7 protein-coding genes are annotated in these 17,362 nt (G+C 36.5%); all 7 read left to right on the forward strand.

Translation table 11 applies throughout. The annotated features are described in order from the left end of the window. The first annotated feature begins 44 nt into the window (after positions 1-44). The 7 genes from FHR29_RS16900 (at position 45) to FHR29_RS16930 (ending at position 17,353) form a co-directional block, all read left to right on the forward strand. Positions 45-2,450 carry an ABC transporter permease gene (locus tag FHR29_RS16900; RefSeq protein ID WP_183915920.1) on the forward strand — a complete coding sequence of 802 codons (2,406 nt, stop codon included), beginning with the start codon at positions 45-47 and terminating at the stop codon, positions 2,448-2,450. A 52-nt stretch (positions 2,451-2,502) separates the two neighbouring features. After that, the gene (locus tag FHR29_RS16905; RefSeq protein ID WP_183915922.1) at positions 2,503-4,908 is read left to right on the forward strand and encodes an ABC transporter permease; all 2,406 of its coding nucleotides are present in this window, start codon (positions 2,503-2,505) and stop codon (positions 4,906-4,908) included. A 158-nt stretch (positions 4,909-5,066) separates the two neighbouring features. Then, the gene (locus FHR29_RS16910) at positions 5,067-7,439 is read left to right on the forward strand and encodes an ABC transporter permease (protein ID WP_183915924.1); all 2,373 of its coding nucleotides are present in this window, start codon (positions 5,067-5,069) and stop codon (positions 7,437-7,439) included. A gap of 136 nt (positions 7,440-7,575) precedes the next feature. Next, positions 7,576-9,957, forward strand: a complete 2,382-nt coding sequence (locus FHR29_RS16915) for an ABC transporter permease (RefSeq protein ID WP_183915926.1) — start codon at positions 7,576-7,578, stop codon at positions 9,955-9,957. 54 nt (positions 9,958-10,011) lie between these two features. Then, positions 10,012-12,375: an ABC transporter permease gene (locus tag FHR29_RS16920; protein ID WP_183915928.1), complete on the forward strand. Its 2,364-nt coding sequence runs from the start codon at positions 10,012-10,014 to the stop codon at positions 12,373-12,375. 163 nt (positions 12,376-12,538) lie between these two features. After that, positions 12,539-14,899 carry an ABC transporter permease gene (locus FHR29_RS16925; RefSeq protein WP_183915930.1) on the forward strand — a complete coding sequence of 787 codons (2,361 nt, stop codon included), beginning with the start codon at positions 12,539-12,541 and terminating at the stop codon, positions 14,897-14,899. A 63-nt stretch (positions 14,900-14,962) separates the two neighbouring features. After that, on the forward strand, positions 14,963-17,353 hold the full coding sequence (locus tag FHR29_RS16930; protein ID WP_183915932.1) for an ABC transporter permease: 2,391 nt from the start codon (positions 14,963-14,965) through the stop codon (positions 17,351-17,353). Positions 17,354-17,362 lie beyond the last annotated feature (9 nt).

Consider the following 17,362-nt stretch of genomic DNA (forward strand, 5'->3'; position numbering starts at 1 on the left):
CTAAAATTTAGACATTAATGTTAACATCTTAAATAATTACAGCCATGATCAAGAGCTACATTAAAATAGCAATAAGAAACTTAAAGCGAAATATTTCTATTTCATTAATCAATGTATGTGGATTAGCTTTAGGCATTGCGACCTGCTTACTCATCAGTCTGTATATCACAGATGAACTTAGCTATGATCGTTTTAATAAACAGGCTGACCGCATCGTTCGCGTAGTTTTTAAAGGAAAAGTAAAGGGTGGCGATATCAAGGAAGCTCATATCATGCCACCTGTTGCTTCAACGATGAAGGCTGAATTATCAGATGTCGAAGAAACGGCTCGCTTACGCATGGGAGGAGTTCCGCTATTTCAAATAGGCAACCAGGTTTTTCACGATGCCAATTTAGCATACGTTGATGCATCCTTCTTCAAGATATTCACATTACCTTTATTGAAAGGAGATCCTTTAACCGCATTAGCGGAGCCGAATACTGCTATTATTACTGAAACGATGGCACGTAAATACTTCAATACTAATGATGTGATCGGGAAAGAACTACCAATAAAGGGAAATGGGACAATTCTTAAAATAACGGGTGTAATGAAAAATATACCCAAAAACTCTCATTTTAATTTTGATATTTTCACTTCCATCGATGCGCTTGAAGATGCACGATCTACTTCCTGGATGACTTCGGAATATTATACCTATGCGCTATTAAAAAAAGATGTAACAGTTAAACAAGTGGAGACTAAACTCGCGGCCTTATTTGACAAGCATGTGGGGCCTCAGTTTATGGCAGGTTTCGGAATGAGTTATGAAGATTACAAAAAAACCGGGAATAAGATCGGACTATATCTACAGCCTTTAACTGATATCCATCTACACTCTGACTTTGTATATGACCTGAGTCCGTCTGGCAATATCAGATACCTTTATATTTTTGGAGTCATCGGCATCTTTATGCTCCTGATTGCTACGATCAATTTTATGAACCTATCGACCGCCAGTGGGTCTAAAAGATTTAAAGAAATTGGCGTAAGAAAAGTATTAGGAGCTGGAAAACAAAAATTGCTGATACAGTTTTTTACAGAAGGTATCCTTACAACTTATATTGCATTACTATTGGCAATCGGTATTGTATTACTTGCGCTCCCTTTATTCAACCACTTTTCTGGAAAATCATTAGAGATCGGACAGCTTTCCTTTATCACAACAATTCCTTTATTACTTGGTTTTGGTTTACTGATCGGATTATTCTCCAGTAGTTACCCTGCTTTATACTTATCATCATTTAATCCTATAATGATCTTAAGAAACAGGTTCAACGCCTCTGGAAATGGTCTGGGATTAAGAAGTGGTCTTGTAGTATTTCAATTTATCGTTTCAGTCGGATTGATATTTAGCACTGTGGTGGTAAGTCGTCAGCTGGATTACATGCGCCATATCAAACTTGGTTATGACAAGGAAAATGTTGTCATTATTCAAAGCTGGCCTCTAGGAGCTAACGAAAAAGCTTTCGCTGAACGCCTAACTCAGGATAGCCGCGTACTACATGTTTCACACTCGTCTTATCTTCCTGCGGGAGCTACCTACAATAACAATTTTTTTATCTATCCAAAAGAGAGCCCTAACCAATGGGTAAAAACTCTCCGTTATGATGTTGACGAGCAATACATTCCTACCATGGGTATGAAGTTGAAAGAAGGGCGCAATTTTTCAACAACCTATGGCAACGATAGCCTATCAGTTGTGATCAACGAAACTGCTGCCAAAAATCTAGGTTGGAAAGATAATATCATTGGTCGAACATTAACCGATAAGGATAATAAAGTCTTCCAGGTGATCGGTGTTGTTGAAGATTTTCATTTTAAACCGCTGCATGAAACTATTGCTCCTTTGGTGATGGTATTGAATGATCAGGCAGGAAATCTGATTATCAAAACTAAGGCGACAGACATGGAAAAATTACTGGCAACAGTAAAACAGTATTACAATGCATATCCTTCGGATCTTCCCTTTGATTATTCTTTTCTTGATGATCGTTATAATCAGACCTATCAGTCGGAACTTAAGACCGGACAATTACTGACTATCTTTGCTTCACTGACCATTTTTGTTGCCTGCCTTGGATTATTGGGATTGGCGATTTTCACCACGCATCAACGTAAAAAAGAAATTGGAATCCGAAAAGTAATCGGTGCTTCTGTGCCTGATATTGCGCGTATGTTATCCTTTGAATTTATTCGATTAGTGGTCATTGCCATCATTATTGCCTCCCCTATTGCCTGGTGGATGATGCACATGTGGTTGGAAGATTTCGCTTATCGCATCGACATTCAATGGTGGATGTTTGCTATTACAGGATTTTTAGCTGTCGTCATTGCGCTATTTACAGTCAGTTCACAAGCAATAAGGGCGGCGGTTGCTAACCCAGTCAATAGTTTAAAAGATGAATAATACAATTAAAGCTTACATACTTCAAAAGAAATAAAGACCTAAAATATAAACAATGATCAAGAACTATATAAAAATCGCATGGAGAAATCTTTGGAAAAACAAGGGTTATTCTTCCATCAACATCGTTGGGTTAGCCATAGGCTTAGCTTGCTGTTTATTAATCGTCTTATATATTCATGATGAATTATCCTATGATAAATACCATGTAAATAAAGACCGCATTTACCGTGTTATTAATTCTTTCGAAGACAACGAGAAATTAATCCGAAAAAATGTATGGGGGGTTGCCCCTATAGGTCCAGCTTTAAAAGCTGATTTCCCAGAAGTGAAGAATGTGGTCCAATTTTCAGGAGTTACCTCCATTTCTTTAAAGAATAAGGAAAAGGTATTCCAGGAAGAGCGTGTATTTTTCATGGACTCAACGGCATTTGATATTTTTAGCTGGAAAGTATTGGCTGGTAGTCCAACAACTGCTTTGACTGCTCCTTATACTGTTGTTTTAACCGCAAGCACAGCCAAAAAATATTTTGGGAATGAAAATCCGATTGGGAAAACACTAGAAGGGGGACTTGCCGCCGGACGGGCAGATCCGGGACTATACAAAGTCACAGCGGTTATTGAAGATGTTCCTTCCAACTCCCATTTTACATTTGATGCTTTGCTCTCGATGAGTACCTTTAGAAAAGCTTTTACAGATCGTTTTGAAAGTTGGGGATATGTCGATTTTTATACTTACATACTGGTATCCGATCAATTTAACCTTTCTAATTTTAATAAGAAAATTCCGCAATTTCTCAAAAAGAATGTTCCTTCTGCAGAGGGCAAGTATAATTTCCAACTCGAACCTATACTGGATGCCTATATGCATTCGTCTGCAGGCAGACAGCCTGGTGTAACGGGGAGCGTACAGAATCTGTACATATTTGCTATCATAGGTCTATTTATCCTTTTCATCGCCTGTGTAAATTTCATGAATTTGGCTACATCTCGTTCCATGGAGAGAGCGAAAGAAGTAGGTGTGCGAAAAGCGATTGGCGCGAACCACCGTAATTTGATTCTTCAATTTATGTGTGAGTCGTTAGCTTTAGTTTTTATCGCTGCATTACTGGCATTGCTATTGGTTATCGTACTTCTTCCTTCCATGGAGGCCTTTGCAGGGAAACATTTTGCATGGAGCAGTCTATTCAATTTGACAACATTCAGTATCTTTCTAGGTATCGTGACAATAACCGGTATTGTTGCTGCTAGTTATCCGGCTTTTATTTTAGCGCGTTTTAAACCTATCGAAGTTTTAAAGGGAACATTTAAAACTGCTGCTGGAGGGCAATTTTTACGAAAGGGATTAGTAATCTTTCAGTTTGGTTTATCCATTGTACTTATTGCAGGAACCTGTATTGTCTTTTCACAATTATATCACCTGCAACATACGAATCTTGGTTTTCAGAAAGATCAGATGCTGGTTATCGATTATAATTTTGACGATGGGGTCAACAAGAATTTAGAAGCAATTAAAAATACGTTTAAGAGAGATAAGGACGTCATAGCGGTATCATCATCGCGCAGTGTTCCGGGTACATTTTTCCCTAATGCGGGCACAGAGATAGAGACTAAAGAAGGGAAAATGACGATGTTGGGTCCTGCACTTTTTGAGGTGGATATTGATTTTATCCCGAACATGGGGATTGAAATGGTCGCAGGACGGGCTTATTCCCGGGATTTTCCTGCCGACACTGCGCACTCCATGATAATCAATGAAGCTGCAGCTAAACTTTGGGGCTATAATAATCCACAGGATATTATTGGAAAGCGTTTTACGCAATGGGGACAAGAGGGACAGGTTATCGGCGTTGTAAAAGACTTTAACTATATGTCTTTACATAATAAGGTTGAACCACTTGCTTTGCGATTATCACCGTGGAGCAGTAGATTCATAACAATTAAATTGCAAAAGGCTGATCTACCAGAAACTATTGCACGGATCGAAAAGATCTGGACAGGCCTCGCTCCGCATATTCCATTTAATTATACATTTTTGGATCAGAGTTTTAAACGTCAATATGAAGCAGATTATCGTTTCCAAAGAATTTTCACCACATTTTCAGGATTTGCAATTTTTATTGCCTGTTTAGGGCTCTTGGGGCTTGTGACTTATACCGCTCAACAACGTACCAAAGAAATTGGCATCCGTAAGGTACTCGGATCTAGTGTTTTTGGCATCATACAATTATTATCTCTTGACTTCATCAAACTTGTCATTATTGCTATATGTATTGCCATACCGGTAGCCTATTGGGCAATGGGTAAGTGGCTCAATAATTTTGCTTATCACATTGATATGCAATGGTGGATGTTTGGTATAGCGGGGGTGAGCGCATTATTCATTGCTTTAGCAACTGTAGGGTATCAAGCTTTAAAAGCTGCAAAGGCGAATCCTGTTGATAGTTTAAGAGATCAGTAATTTAGTGTACGTTTACGAACGCCAACTGTTCGGAAACGTACACTTACAAGACCAAACAAAATTATATAATTAACTGTAAAATAGGTAATTAACATTATGGCTCACGGATTGGACTTTAAGATTAGAAAAGGAACAAAAATATAATCAATTAAACCTTTATGATTTTTAAATATATTAAAACTGCCTGGCGAAATCTAAAAAAGAGCAAGTTTTACACCGCCATCAATATCGTAGGACTTTCGATCAGTATTGCCACAGCAATTATGATATTGCTATGGGTACAGGACGAAATCAGTTTTGATCGTTTCCACAAAGATTATAAACAGATATACAATGTCCATAACATCTGGAAGGGAGGTGGTAAAGAAAACATTTCTAGTAACACACCTGGGCCAGTTGCATTCTATGCAAAAGACGTTCCTGCAATAGCATCATCTGTGAGAATAGCCCGCGAGTATTCTGGCATCATTCGCCTAAAGAACCAAAAAGATTCTTATACGGGTTTATCCATGGCTTATGCAGATAGTTCATTCTTTAATTTTTTCTCTTTTCCGCTACTGCAATCCAGTAAGCCAAACTTACTGACAAATATAGACGAAGTGACCATAAGCGAAGCGCTAAGTCAAAAACTATTTAAAGGAGAAGATGCCATTGGCAAAATGATTTTATTTGAGAAAACACCATTTTTCGTCACGGGAGTTTTCGTTGATATGCCGCAGAATTCAACATTAAGATACGATGCAATTTTTCCAATGACCTATCGTGCAAAAATTTTTACTGAAAATGGAGGGAATGGTTCATGGAAAACAATTGATGAAGATCTGGGTAATTACTCCTTTGATACCTATTTCAAATTAACTCCACAAGCAAACCCTGATCAAGCAATTGCTCAAATAAATAATAGCTATATTAAAGCTAGAGAAGGTAATAAAAATACCATTTTTAAATTAGGATCACTTGCTGATAAACATTTAATCGATCCTGACGGAAACAAATCAGCCTTACGCATGGTGCAGATATTTGGTGCAGTAGCTTTACTCCTACTTTTTATTGGCGCTATTAACTATGTTAATCTTGCTACAGCTCGGGCTATGGACCGTGCTAAGGAGGTAAGTATTCGAAAAATTGTGGGCGCAAGCCGTAAACAACTATTTTTTCAATTTATGGCCGAAACCTTCCTGACATTTACCTTAGCAACTTGCGTTGCAGTTATATGGATTGGATTATCCTTTTCTACTTATAACAGTATTTCGGGAAAATCAATGGCTTTTAATCTGAATAATCCCACGCTTTGGCTTTTAATAGGGTCTTCTTTACTAATGACCGTTTTATTTTCCAGCATATACCCTGCTATTCAACTGTCATCTTTCAAACCTATTGCAGCACTTAAAGGCAAATCATCCAAACCCACAAATAGTATTTTCCGAAAGGGCTTGGTTGTATTTCAATATGTATCATCAATTATTTTAATCATCTGCACCTTGGTTATTGAAAAGCAGATGAAGTTTATCCGCGAATTTAACTTAGGATATGACACTTCATATATTTTTACCGTAGAGCTCAATGAAGGAGCCGTTGAAAATAAATCTACTGTAGCGTCCAAACTTTCTGAAGATCCTTCCATTGTTTCCTATTCCATTAATGGAATATATAATCCAATGGACTATGGCAGTTCAACTGGAGATATCGACTGGCCAAATCGTACTAAAGATCAATCACTCATAGTAACCCAAGCAACCATAGACAAAAATTTTATTCCATTAATGGGTTTAAAATTGATTGAAGGAAATAATATCAAAGGTGTACCTGCCGACTCATCAAGTTATATCATCAACGAAACGATGGCAAAACAATTGGGATTGGAAAAACCGTATGTTGGCGCGCAAATGTCATTACATGAGGTACCCGGAACGGTGATTGGTGTTGTAAAGGATTTCAACTTCAGTAATCTGAAGAATAAGATTGAACCTCTAGTCTTTTGGACTCATCGTTATGCAGGTACCTTATATGTTAAGACCACAGCCTCAAATGCTCAAAAAGCAATTGAGAGGGTGAAAACTATTTATGACAGCTATCCTTCGGAAAGGCCATTCGAATACACATTTTTGGACAGTAAAATTGATAAGATGTATAAATCGGACTTACGTACAGGATTGCTTTTCAACATTTTTGCTTCGATTGCTATTTTCGTTTCTTCTCTTGGTCTCTTAGCTTTGGCTACCAATGCGGCACAAACTAAAGTAAAAGAAATCGGAATCCGCAAAGTCTTAGGTGCTAGCATACCACAAATTGTTCAGTTATTAGGTAAAGAGTTTGTGAGCTTACTCATCATCGCAATTTTAATTGCAAGTCCTCTTGCCTGGTATTTTGCAAATGAATGGCTGGCTAATTTCAGCTTTAAAACAGAATTGAATGTTTGGATATTTTTAATCGGCGCAAGTATAGCGCTAGTAATTGCAGGGCTGACCATTAGTTATCAAGCCATTCGTGCGGCAAAAGTAAATGTGATCAATAGCCTACGGGATGAATAATTAACATACATGTTTTTATAAGTTAAGTATTAAGTGTGAAAATGAAGGTCGTCGGTTTGTGAAATCGACGGCTTTCTATGTTAACGAAAAAAGTATGGTGACCAATTAAATCTAACTACTGGCAATCAACTCAATCATGATAAAGAATTATATAAAAATCGCATGGCGAAGTATTTTTGCTAATAAATTCTATACAGGCATTAATATTTTAGGATTGTCGGCGGGATTAGTCGTAGGGATATTCCTCCTACTTTGGATTCAGGATGAGCTATCTTTTGACAGATTCCATAAAAATGAGCGTAAGATCTATAAAATTGGTATTGAAGGTGGAACTGGAATAACTAAAAAAATATTTGAGAATATCATTGCCCCTGTTGGCACTTTTGCAAAAAAAGAGATTCCGGAAGTAAAAGACGCCGTACGTATCCTCAAAATTGGAGATGGTCCCATCAAATATAAAGAGAAAATATTTATCGAGAAAAGCTTTGCTTTTGTAGATCCCAGCTATTTTTCTGTATTTAATTTTCCTTTGGTTCAAGGCAATCAAAAGTTACCTTTTCCAGACAACAATTCGATTGTCATCACAGCCAGTACTGCCCAACGCTATTTTGGAAATGAAGATCCCATTGGTAAAACGGTCACCATAGGTCTAGATGAACTTTGTGTGGTATCGGGTGTTATCGCAGAATATCCCGAAAATTCGAGTTTACAATTGCAGGTACTTCTTCCCCTTTCTAGGTTTAATGAGCAGGCATATGTAAAAAATAAAACCACTTATGACAACAAAACATATTTGTCATCCATGGATATGGATTGGTCCAGTTTTTCATTTGAAACTTATCTACTGCTAACTCCCCAAGCGAACCTCACTGCTTTAACTAAAAAGTTACAACAGATACATGAACGCAATAAACCTGAAGATACACCTGTACCTTACGTAGCACAACCACTATCTAAAGTTCACTTATACCACATGGATGGTAGTGATGGAGGAATCGGCGCTGTACATATTTTTATGGGAGTTGCCCTGATGATTATAGCAATAGCTAGTATTAATTATATTAATCTTTCGACTGCCCGTTCTTTAAATCGGGCCAAAGAGGTCGGAATTCGAAAAATTATTGGAGCTGGCAAAAGGGAACTTTTCTTTCAGTTTATCATAGAAACTACATTGTTGTTTCTTTTTGCAGTGACCATTGCGATAACGGTCGTTTTTATTTTTCTCCCTTCTTTTAATAACTTCTCTGGAAAACAAATAGCATTGGATCTCGCCAGTATTAATTTATGGGTCTACATTTTCATCTTACTGATTGGAACACTTCTCTTAGTGAGCATCTATCCGGCTTTACTGCTATCAACTTTTGATCCTATCAAAGTCTTAAAAGGTAATCTGGGAATGAAAAAATCTAGTTCCAGAAAGGTATTAGTTGTATTACAGTTTACGGTTTCTATTGTTTTAATAACCATGACAATTGTTATTGGTCGTCAATTAGAGTTTATCCGCAACAAAAATCTTGGCTACGAAAAAAGCCATATTTTCGCGGTTCCTATGGGATCAAAAATGGGCGAACATTTTGATGCCATCAGAAATGAACTGATAAAAAGCGAAGGAATAAATGATGTAATCCGACTGGGGCGTGATATGATACACGGCGGTGATGCTACTGGAGATAACGATTGGGAAGGAAAACCTGCAAAGTCAAATCTCTGGTTTAATATCACGCATTCAGATCAGCATACGCTCGATTTCTTTAAGATAAAACTAGTAGAAGGACGAAACTTTACGGGCTCATTAGCGGACTCTACCCATTTTATCCTAAATGAAACGGCTGTTAGAGAGATGGGGTTAAAAAATCCTATTGGCACCCGTTTGAGAATCCGAACTGTACCCGGAACTATTATTGGTGTCGTGAAAGATTTTAATTACGCTAGTGTCCGTCAGAAGATTGAACCTATCGTTTTTAAGTTTAATCCAAAAAATTCTCGGCAGCTTTATATAAAAACAAATGAAAATAAAACTGTTGCCGCTATAGATGCTATGGAAAAAATTTGGAAGCAATACTATAATGATATGCCCTTCACTTACAATTTCCTGGATGAAAGCTATCAAAAACTATACACGAGTGAACAAAAACAGGGGACCATATTTAACTTCTTTGCAGTCATAACCATCTTAATATCTTGTTTAGGTCTTTTAGGTTTATGTACATACACCGCACAAGTAAAAACAAAGGAAATTGGGATTAGAAAGGTGCTAGGTGCGACGGTTTTCCACATTGTACAAATGCTGAATCGGGAGTTTTTCATCTTAGTAATTATTGCGAATATTATTGCGATTCCTCTTGCTTTATATTTCGCAAATGACTGGCTTCAGGGGTTTGCTTTTAGAACTAATTTACCTATATCTATATTTTTATTTTCAGGTATTCTCACATTGCTCATCACAGCACTTACAGTTAGTTTTCAATCCATTAAGGCTGCAATTATCAATCCTGCAAATAGTTTAAGAGACGAATAGTTACGACCTTTTCATATAAAAGAGATTGCTAAATAAAATAATTGATTCAAAATCATGATAAAACTATTTTTTAAAACTTTTCTACGCAATATAAAACGTAATCCATTAAGTGGAATTATCAATATAATCGGTCTAGCATTGGGATTTACAGTCGTCATAATTAGTTCATTGTGGATAATGAAGCAGTTTTCTGTTGACAAAAACTTCAAAAACTACGATGATATCTACCAGGTCATGATCACAGGTACATTTAATGGTGAGAAGTCTACAGATCGATCTACTCCCATACCATTGGCTAAGCTATTGCAATCTGATTTTAAAAATGAAATGCAACATATTACTTTAGTCAGTAAACGTGAAAATGCTAATTTTAAGAGTGGTGAAAAAAGGATCACTGGCACAGGATTGTATGCAATGGGTGCATTTTCTGAACTCTTCACATTTGAATCTATAAAAGGAGACGTATCTACACCTGCCCTACCATCAAAAATGATTATTTCAGAATCATTAGCACGTCGGTTATTTGGAGATGTAGACGTTATAAGTAATGTCGTTGCACTTAACGGTAAAGAGCAGTACCAGATAACAGGCGTTTATGCTGACTTGCCAGAAAATAGTACTTTTCATCAATTGGATTATATATTGCCATTTTGCGACTATCTGAAACAAAACCCTGATGCCGATCAAAGTTGGGGTAATTGTTTTTTTCATACTTATGCCTCTATTCAAAATCCGCTCTCTCTACCTTCATTAGAGAGAACGACAACCACCATTTTAAAATCGAAACTTACAGACATCGATCCTGAAGTTCTTTTACACCCTATGACTAAATGGTATTTGTATGATGATTTTAAAAATGGTAAAAATATCGGTGGGCAGATTCAATATGTTTGGATGTTTGCATTGGTAAGTGCTTTGATTATTTTACTAGCATGTATTAACTTTATCAACCTCAGTACCGCTAGAAGTATCAAAAGAGGTAAAGAAATCGGTATATTAAAATCGATCGGCGTAAATCGCCGCCAATTGATTCAGGGCTTTTTATTTGAATCTATCTTATCTGTATTTTTAGCATTTATACTCAGCCTCCCCCTTATACTCTTACTTCTTCCATGGATAAACGGTTTTATAGGAACTGAATTACGAATACCTTTTCATTCGATATTTTTCTATCTTATTGCTTTCTTAAGCATCGTTCTTCTTGGTCTTTCATCCGGATTATATCCATCCCTATTCCTATCTTCATTTAATCCAATTTTAGCACTTAAAGGAAAATCAATTCAAGGAAATAGTAAATTTAAAGCGCGAAAGATTATGGTTGTTATTCAGTTCGCTATTTCTATTTTTATGATGATCGCCACATACCTCGTCATCACCCAATTAAACTATGTAAAAGATCGTCCAATTGGCTACAGCAACAAAAATTTAGTTAATGTCACGAGTTCAAGCGGTGAGATTATTAAAAAATTCGACGTCCTCAAAAAAGAATTGTTTGACAAGGGACTAATCCAAAACGCAACTTTATCCTCTAGTTTTGTAAACAATCTCGCTTTAACAGGCGGTGGATTTACCTGGCAAGGTAATGATGCTAAAGAAGGATCAATCATGGGCATATATACTATTGACGAAAATTTTGCTCCTACTGTCCAATGGAAATTTATGAAAGGTAGAAACTTTTCGAAAGATTTTAAAACAGATTCTATTGCTGTCATTTTAAACGAAGCTGGTGCAAAATATATGGGAGTATCCGATTTGAATAGCAAGCAATTAAGTTTTAGAGGTGTAAAATACAGAATCCTTGCCATTATACAGAACACAATGTCGGAATCACCTTTCGAATCAATTACCCCAACAGCTTATTTCCTAAATCTATTACCAAAGAGTAAGATTACCATACGCTTAAAAGATGACACGGAAGTCAATACAACAATGAAGGCCATTGCTATGCACTTCACCAAAACAGATCCTGATATTACATTCAGTTACACCTTTACGGATCAAGATTATGGTAAGCAATTTAAGCAGATGGAAATGATTCGTAGTTTGACCAGTTTATTTACTGGTCTTGCAATTTTGATTTCCTGCCTAGGATTGTACGCCCTCGTTTCATTCTTAACTGAACAACGTGAAAAGGAAATTGGAATCCGCAAGGTATTAGGCGCATCTGAACTCGGCTTATGGAAGTTACTATCAACCGAGTATATCTGGCTTACTTTTATCGGTTTTATGATAGCCACCCCGCTTGCTTATCTTTTTATGGAAAAATGGTTAGAAAATTATGTTTACCGTATTACTATTAGCTGGTCCATTTTTGCTGTCACGGGAGGTCTTGCTCTTTTCATTACGTTAATCACCGTAAGTTATCAAGCTATTAAAGTTGCTTTATCAAATCCTATTGATACACTACGGAATGAATAATCACCCTCATAACATGTACGCTTACGAACGCTAGGTGTTCGAAAGCGTACAGTTAAAGAAAGATATAGCAATAAACAATTAGCTGATTAGCAATAATTTAAAACATTGGCTTATGGATTGAACTTAAAAAGTGGCAAAAAATACGAGTCTAAAGTTTAAACAAATGATACAGAACTATATTAAAATAGCATGGCGCAATCTTTTGAAAAGTAAGGGATATGCAACCATTAACATTATTGGCTTAGCTATTGGTATGGCAGCTGTATTGTTAATAGGCATCTGGATACAGAATCAATCACAATTTGACAATTTCTATAGCAATAAAGATAATCTATATAGACTCTGGAACAAATATGACGAGGAGGGTGAAATCAACTTGCTAAACATCACAGCAGGAACTGCTTCATCTACTTTAAAAGCAGAATATCCAGAGGTGGAGCATGCTGCTCGTATGTATTGGAGCACCGATAGATTATTATCCTTTGATAATAAAAAGATAAAATCTAAAGGAAATGAAGTTGATCCAAATTTTATTGAAATGTTCGATTTCAAACTTTTAAAGGGTAATCGCAATGAAGTATTAAACGGTCCAAACAATATTATCCTAACAGAGCGACTCTCAAAAAAAATATTTGGGGATGCGGATCCTTTGAACAAAACGATTACATTGGATAACAAAGAACCTTATCAGGTGACTGGAGTAATAGCAGATTTACCCAGCAATACAGATTTTGATTTTACTTATCTGATTCCCTTAATCAATGCAAGTAGTCAATCTCCCACTTGGAACATAAATACATTTATGACTTATATCCAGCTAAAGAATGGGACAAATGTAGATGCCTTTAATAAAAAACTAGTCAATATCATTGCAAAGAAAACGAATAATGAGCAGAAAGGTTCACTCTTTTTATATCCAGTATCCAAAATGCACTTGTATTCTAAATTTGAACACGGTATCCCAGTTGGAGGCAAAATCACCCAAGTTAAACTTGTTGCTGGTCTTGGATTTTTGATTTTAGTGATCGCTTGTATCAATTTCATTAATTTAAGCACTGCGCGCAGTCAAAAGCGAGCAAAAGAAGTCGCGGTACGTAAAGTGGTTGGCGCCCAACGCAGCAGTTTGATTATACAATTTTTAACAGAGTCGGTCCTACTATCTTGTATTGCAGGAATACTTGCCATAGGATTAACATCTATATCCCTCCCACTATTTAATAAAGTATTGGACAAACCTTTAGTTTTTTCGATTACAGATCCTATGATCTGGGTCTCTCTTCTCGGATTTATATTGTTTACAGGAATATTAGCTGGGTTATACCCTGCATTTGTGCTATCGTCTTTTAAACCCGTTAAATCATTGAAAGTATTTGGAAAGTCTCAAAGATTTGCCTTCAATTTCCGTGAAGTATTAGTTGTTTTCCAATTTGGAGTTGCCCTAATCTTGATTATTGCAACCCTGATCGTCAATAAACAGATTGAATATGCAGGAAAACGTGATGTTGGTTACTCACCTTCACAACTGATCGAAATTCCAATGGAAGGTGATATGACAAAAAATTATGAAGTCATCAAATCTGAATTGATCAATAAGGATATTGCGCAAGCTGTGACCCGTACCGGATGGTCAATTACCCAAAACAATTCTAATTCAGGGGGTAATTTTTCATGGGAAGGATCTACCCCTGAACAAGGAAAAAAAATCGTATTCAATATTGGAAAAGCTGAGAGTGATTTTGTAAAAACTCTGGGATTAAAATTGATCGAAGGTCGTGATATTGACTTCGAGCGATTGGCTTCTGATAGTATGTCGGTACTCGTAAATGAGGCTGCTATCAAAGAAATGAAATTGAAAAATCCTATTGGCAGCATTTTGAAATGGGGAAGTAATACCTTTACAATTATAGGAGTTATCAATGATTACATCAGCGGATCTCCATACAGCCCAGTTACTCCACTTCTTATTCATCCTGCCAAAGAGTGGATGTTTAATATGGTTGTTCGTACTCCTGCATCTGTACCTATAGAACAGAGCTTGAAACAAATGGAGCAGGTACTCAAAAAATTCAATCCGGCGTACCCTTTTGAATACAAATTTGTTGATCAGCAATTTGCGGCAAAGTTTAAAGAGCAACAACAAACAGCTCAGTTAGCACTCATATTCTCTGCATTAGCCATTTTTATATCTTGTCTTGGATTATTTGGACTGGTATCGTACATCGCGGAATTGAGAATGAAAGAAATTGGTATCCGCAAAGTATTGGGTGCGTCTGTAACAGGTATAACAGCCATGCTCTCAAGAGATTTTGTAAAATTGGTTCTTATTGCCATTTTAATTGCCTCACCTATTGCCTGGTGGATCATGAATAAATGGTTGCAGGATTTTTCTTACCGCATCGAGATTCAATGGTGGGTCTTTGCTTTAGCGGGGATTGTCGCATTAACTATCGCAATTATTACGGTGAGTACACAAGCCATTAAAGCGGCAAATACAAATCCTGTAAAAACATTACGGGATGAATAATAACATACACTTACTGTAGGGTTATCTGAATGAATTAATGAAAAAAGCTTTAAAGCATAAAAAATGATACGAAACTATATTAAAATAGCATGGCGGAATATTCGAAAGAATAAAGGGTTTTCACTGTTGAACATGTCGGGATTAACAATTGGAATAACCTGCTTTTTGTTATTAGCTACTTACATATACCATGAATCCAGTTATGAACATTTTTTCTCTCATGCAGATCGCATTGCGTATTTCAGCCTATCATACAAGGCTCCAAATAGCCCAGAAATGGTTTCATCCAGTACAACGCCAACAGGTCTACAACAGACTTTACAATCTGATTTTCCCGAAGTTGAGCAGGCCAGTCGTTTATATCCGTATATACAAGGTGGATTAGTTGATATTGGAAATCAATCTTTAAAGGAAAATAAGCTGATTTATGCTGATAAAAACGTATTTGAAATTCTCGATTATGATTTTATTGAGGGAAACAAAAAACATGTATTGGATGAGCCTAATCAAATTGTATTGACAGAAACCTTAGCTAAAAAATATTTTCCAAATGAATCGGCTATAAATAAAACATTGATTATTGATAAAGTGAACTGGAAGGTATCTGGGGTAATAGCCGATATGCCAAGTAATACGCAGTTCAGATTTTCTGCCATTCTCTCTAACCAAGGTCTAGCACGCTATAAAGAAGCTTCATGGAATTCAGCTAACGATATTACTATAGGATTATTAAAAACTGATCAAAGCTTTCAATCGGTGCAACTTAAACTGGATAATCTGGTTAAGGACAAATTTAGTGAGTCTATTAAACAGGGATATGAATTCGGTTTTAAAGTAGAAAAATTAAGTGATATTCATTTGCACTCAAAAACTGCAGGTACAGGAAATATCCTCTATGTTTATATTTTAATGGCTTTGGGTATTGCTCTTATCGTCTTGACCTGCATTAATTTCACCAATTTGATTCTTGCAAATGCGATTGAGCGCAAAAAAGAGATCGGTGTAAAGAAGGTACTGGGTGCAGGACGAAAAACAATATTCTTTCAGTTTCTCTTCGAATGTAGCTTAATGATTTTGATATCCTTAATTATAAGCTTAGTGGCAACATGGTTACTTTTACCTCTATTCGGTCATTTTATGGGAGTAGAAATGCAGATCAACTTTTGGAACAAACCTATCCTCTATATAGCAATATTAACTTTCTTTATTATCCTGTCACTACTTGCAGGTGGTTGGCCTGCCTACTCGATTTCGAGTTCAAAACCGATTTCAATATTCAGAAGTAAACTGATCGAAAAACAGACAGGGATATCCTTGAGTAAAGTGCTGATTGTGTTCCAATTTTGTATTTCCATATTTTTTATCATCTGTACATTATTTGCTGGTCAACAAATGGAATTTATTCAATCTAAAAATACAGGACTGGATCGTTCAGATATATTGGTGCTCGATGGCCGAGGATGGCAGGATAAAGAGCGTCAATTGCTAAAGGATAAGCTAAGTCAATTAAACAGTGTTAAAGGCGTAACGGCATCTTATGATAGTCCGGTTAATATTCAGGGGGGCTATACGATTAATGAAGTAGAAGGACAGGCTCCAGACTTCTCTATTGATGTCACTGCTATTCCTATTGAAAAAGACTTTGTATCCGTGTTCAACATTAAATCTATTGCTGGTTCTTCCCTATCGGATACGGACATCTTAAGAGCAAGAGATACCGTCGCTCCGGAGAATAGTTTTATTATTAATACGCTAGCTGCAACTGCTATGGGCTGGACTCCTAAAGATGCGATCGGTAAGAAAATAAATTTAAATGGCCGCAAGGGCACTGTAAAACAAGTGGTTGAAAGCTTTAATTTTAAATCTTTACATAATGAAATCAATCCTGTTGTGCTCTTTCCTGAATATGGTTATTTCGGAAATATCTTTATTAAGCTGCATGCTGGAGTTCCTACACAAGACGCATTGAATCAGATCAAAACGATCGTAAAAGAGATCGCTCCGAAAAACAATTATGACTATCATTTTTTAAATGACGACTTTAATCAACTTTATCTACAGGATCAACAGACAACGCGAGCGATGCAACTCTTTTCATTAATTACCATCTCCATTGCGTGTATGGGATTATTTGCACTTTCGACCTATACGGTGCAACAAAGAATTAAAGAGATTGGAATCCGGAAAATTGTTGGTGCATCTGTTATAAAAATTGTTAGCTTATTAAGTGTAGATTTCCTCAGGTTAGTAGTTATTGCGCTAGCTATTAGCATTCCTTTTGGCTGGTTTGCAATGCATAAATGGCTAGACAATTTTGCTTATCATATTGAACTTGACTGGTGGATCTTTATACTTGCCGGTTGCAGTGCTTTACTCATCTCGTTCTTAACAATAAGTTACCAGACTGTACGTGCTGCTATGGTCAATCCAATTGATTGTTTACGGGATGAATAATTTACTGCA

This window comes from Sphingobacterium sp. JUb56 (assembly GCF_014191365.1).
GTDB lineage: Bacteria > Bacteroidota > Bacteroidia > Sphingobacteriales > Sphingobacteriaceae > Sphingobacterium > Sphingobacterium anhuiense.

Coding starts and splice junctions, on each gene's coding strand:
- FHR29_RS16900 (WP_183915920.1), top strand. CDS start 45: ATGATCAAGAGCTACATTAAAATAGCAATAAGAAACTTAAAGCGAAAT.
- FHR29_RS16905 (WP_183915922.1), top strand. CDS start 2,503: ATGATCAAGAACTATATAAAAATCGCATGGAGAAATCTTTGGAAAAAC.
- FHR29_RS16910 (WP_183915924.1), top strand. CDS start 5,067: ATGATTTTTAAATATATTAAAACTGCCTGGCGAAATCTAAAAAAGAGC.
- FHR29_RS16915 (WP_183915926.1), top strand. CDS start 7,576: ATGATAAAGAATTATATAAAAATCGCATGGCGAAGTATTTTTGCTAAT.
- FHR29_RS16920 (WP_183915928.1), top strand. CDS start 10,012: ATGATAAAACTATTTTTTAAAACTTTTCTACGCAATATAAAACGTAAT.
- FHR29_RS16925 (WP_183915930.1), top strand. CDS start 12,539: ATGATACAGAACTATATTAAAATAGCATGGCGCAATCTTTTGAAAAGT.
- FHR29_RS16930 (WP_183915932.1), top strand. CDS start 14,963: ATGATACGAAACTATATTAAAATAGCATGGCGGAATATTCGAAAGAAT.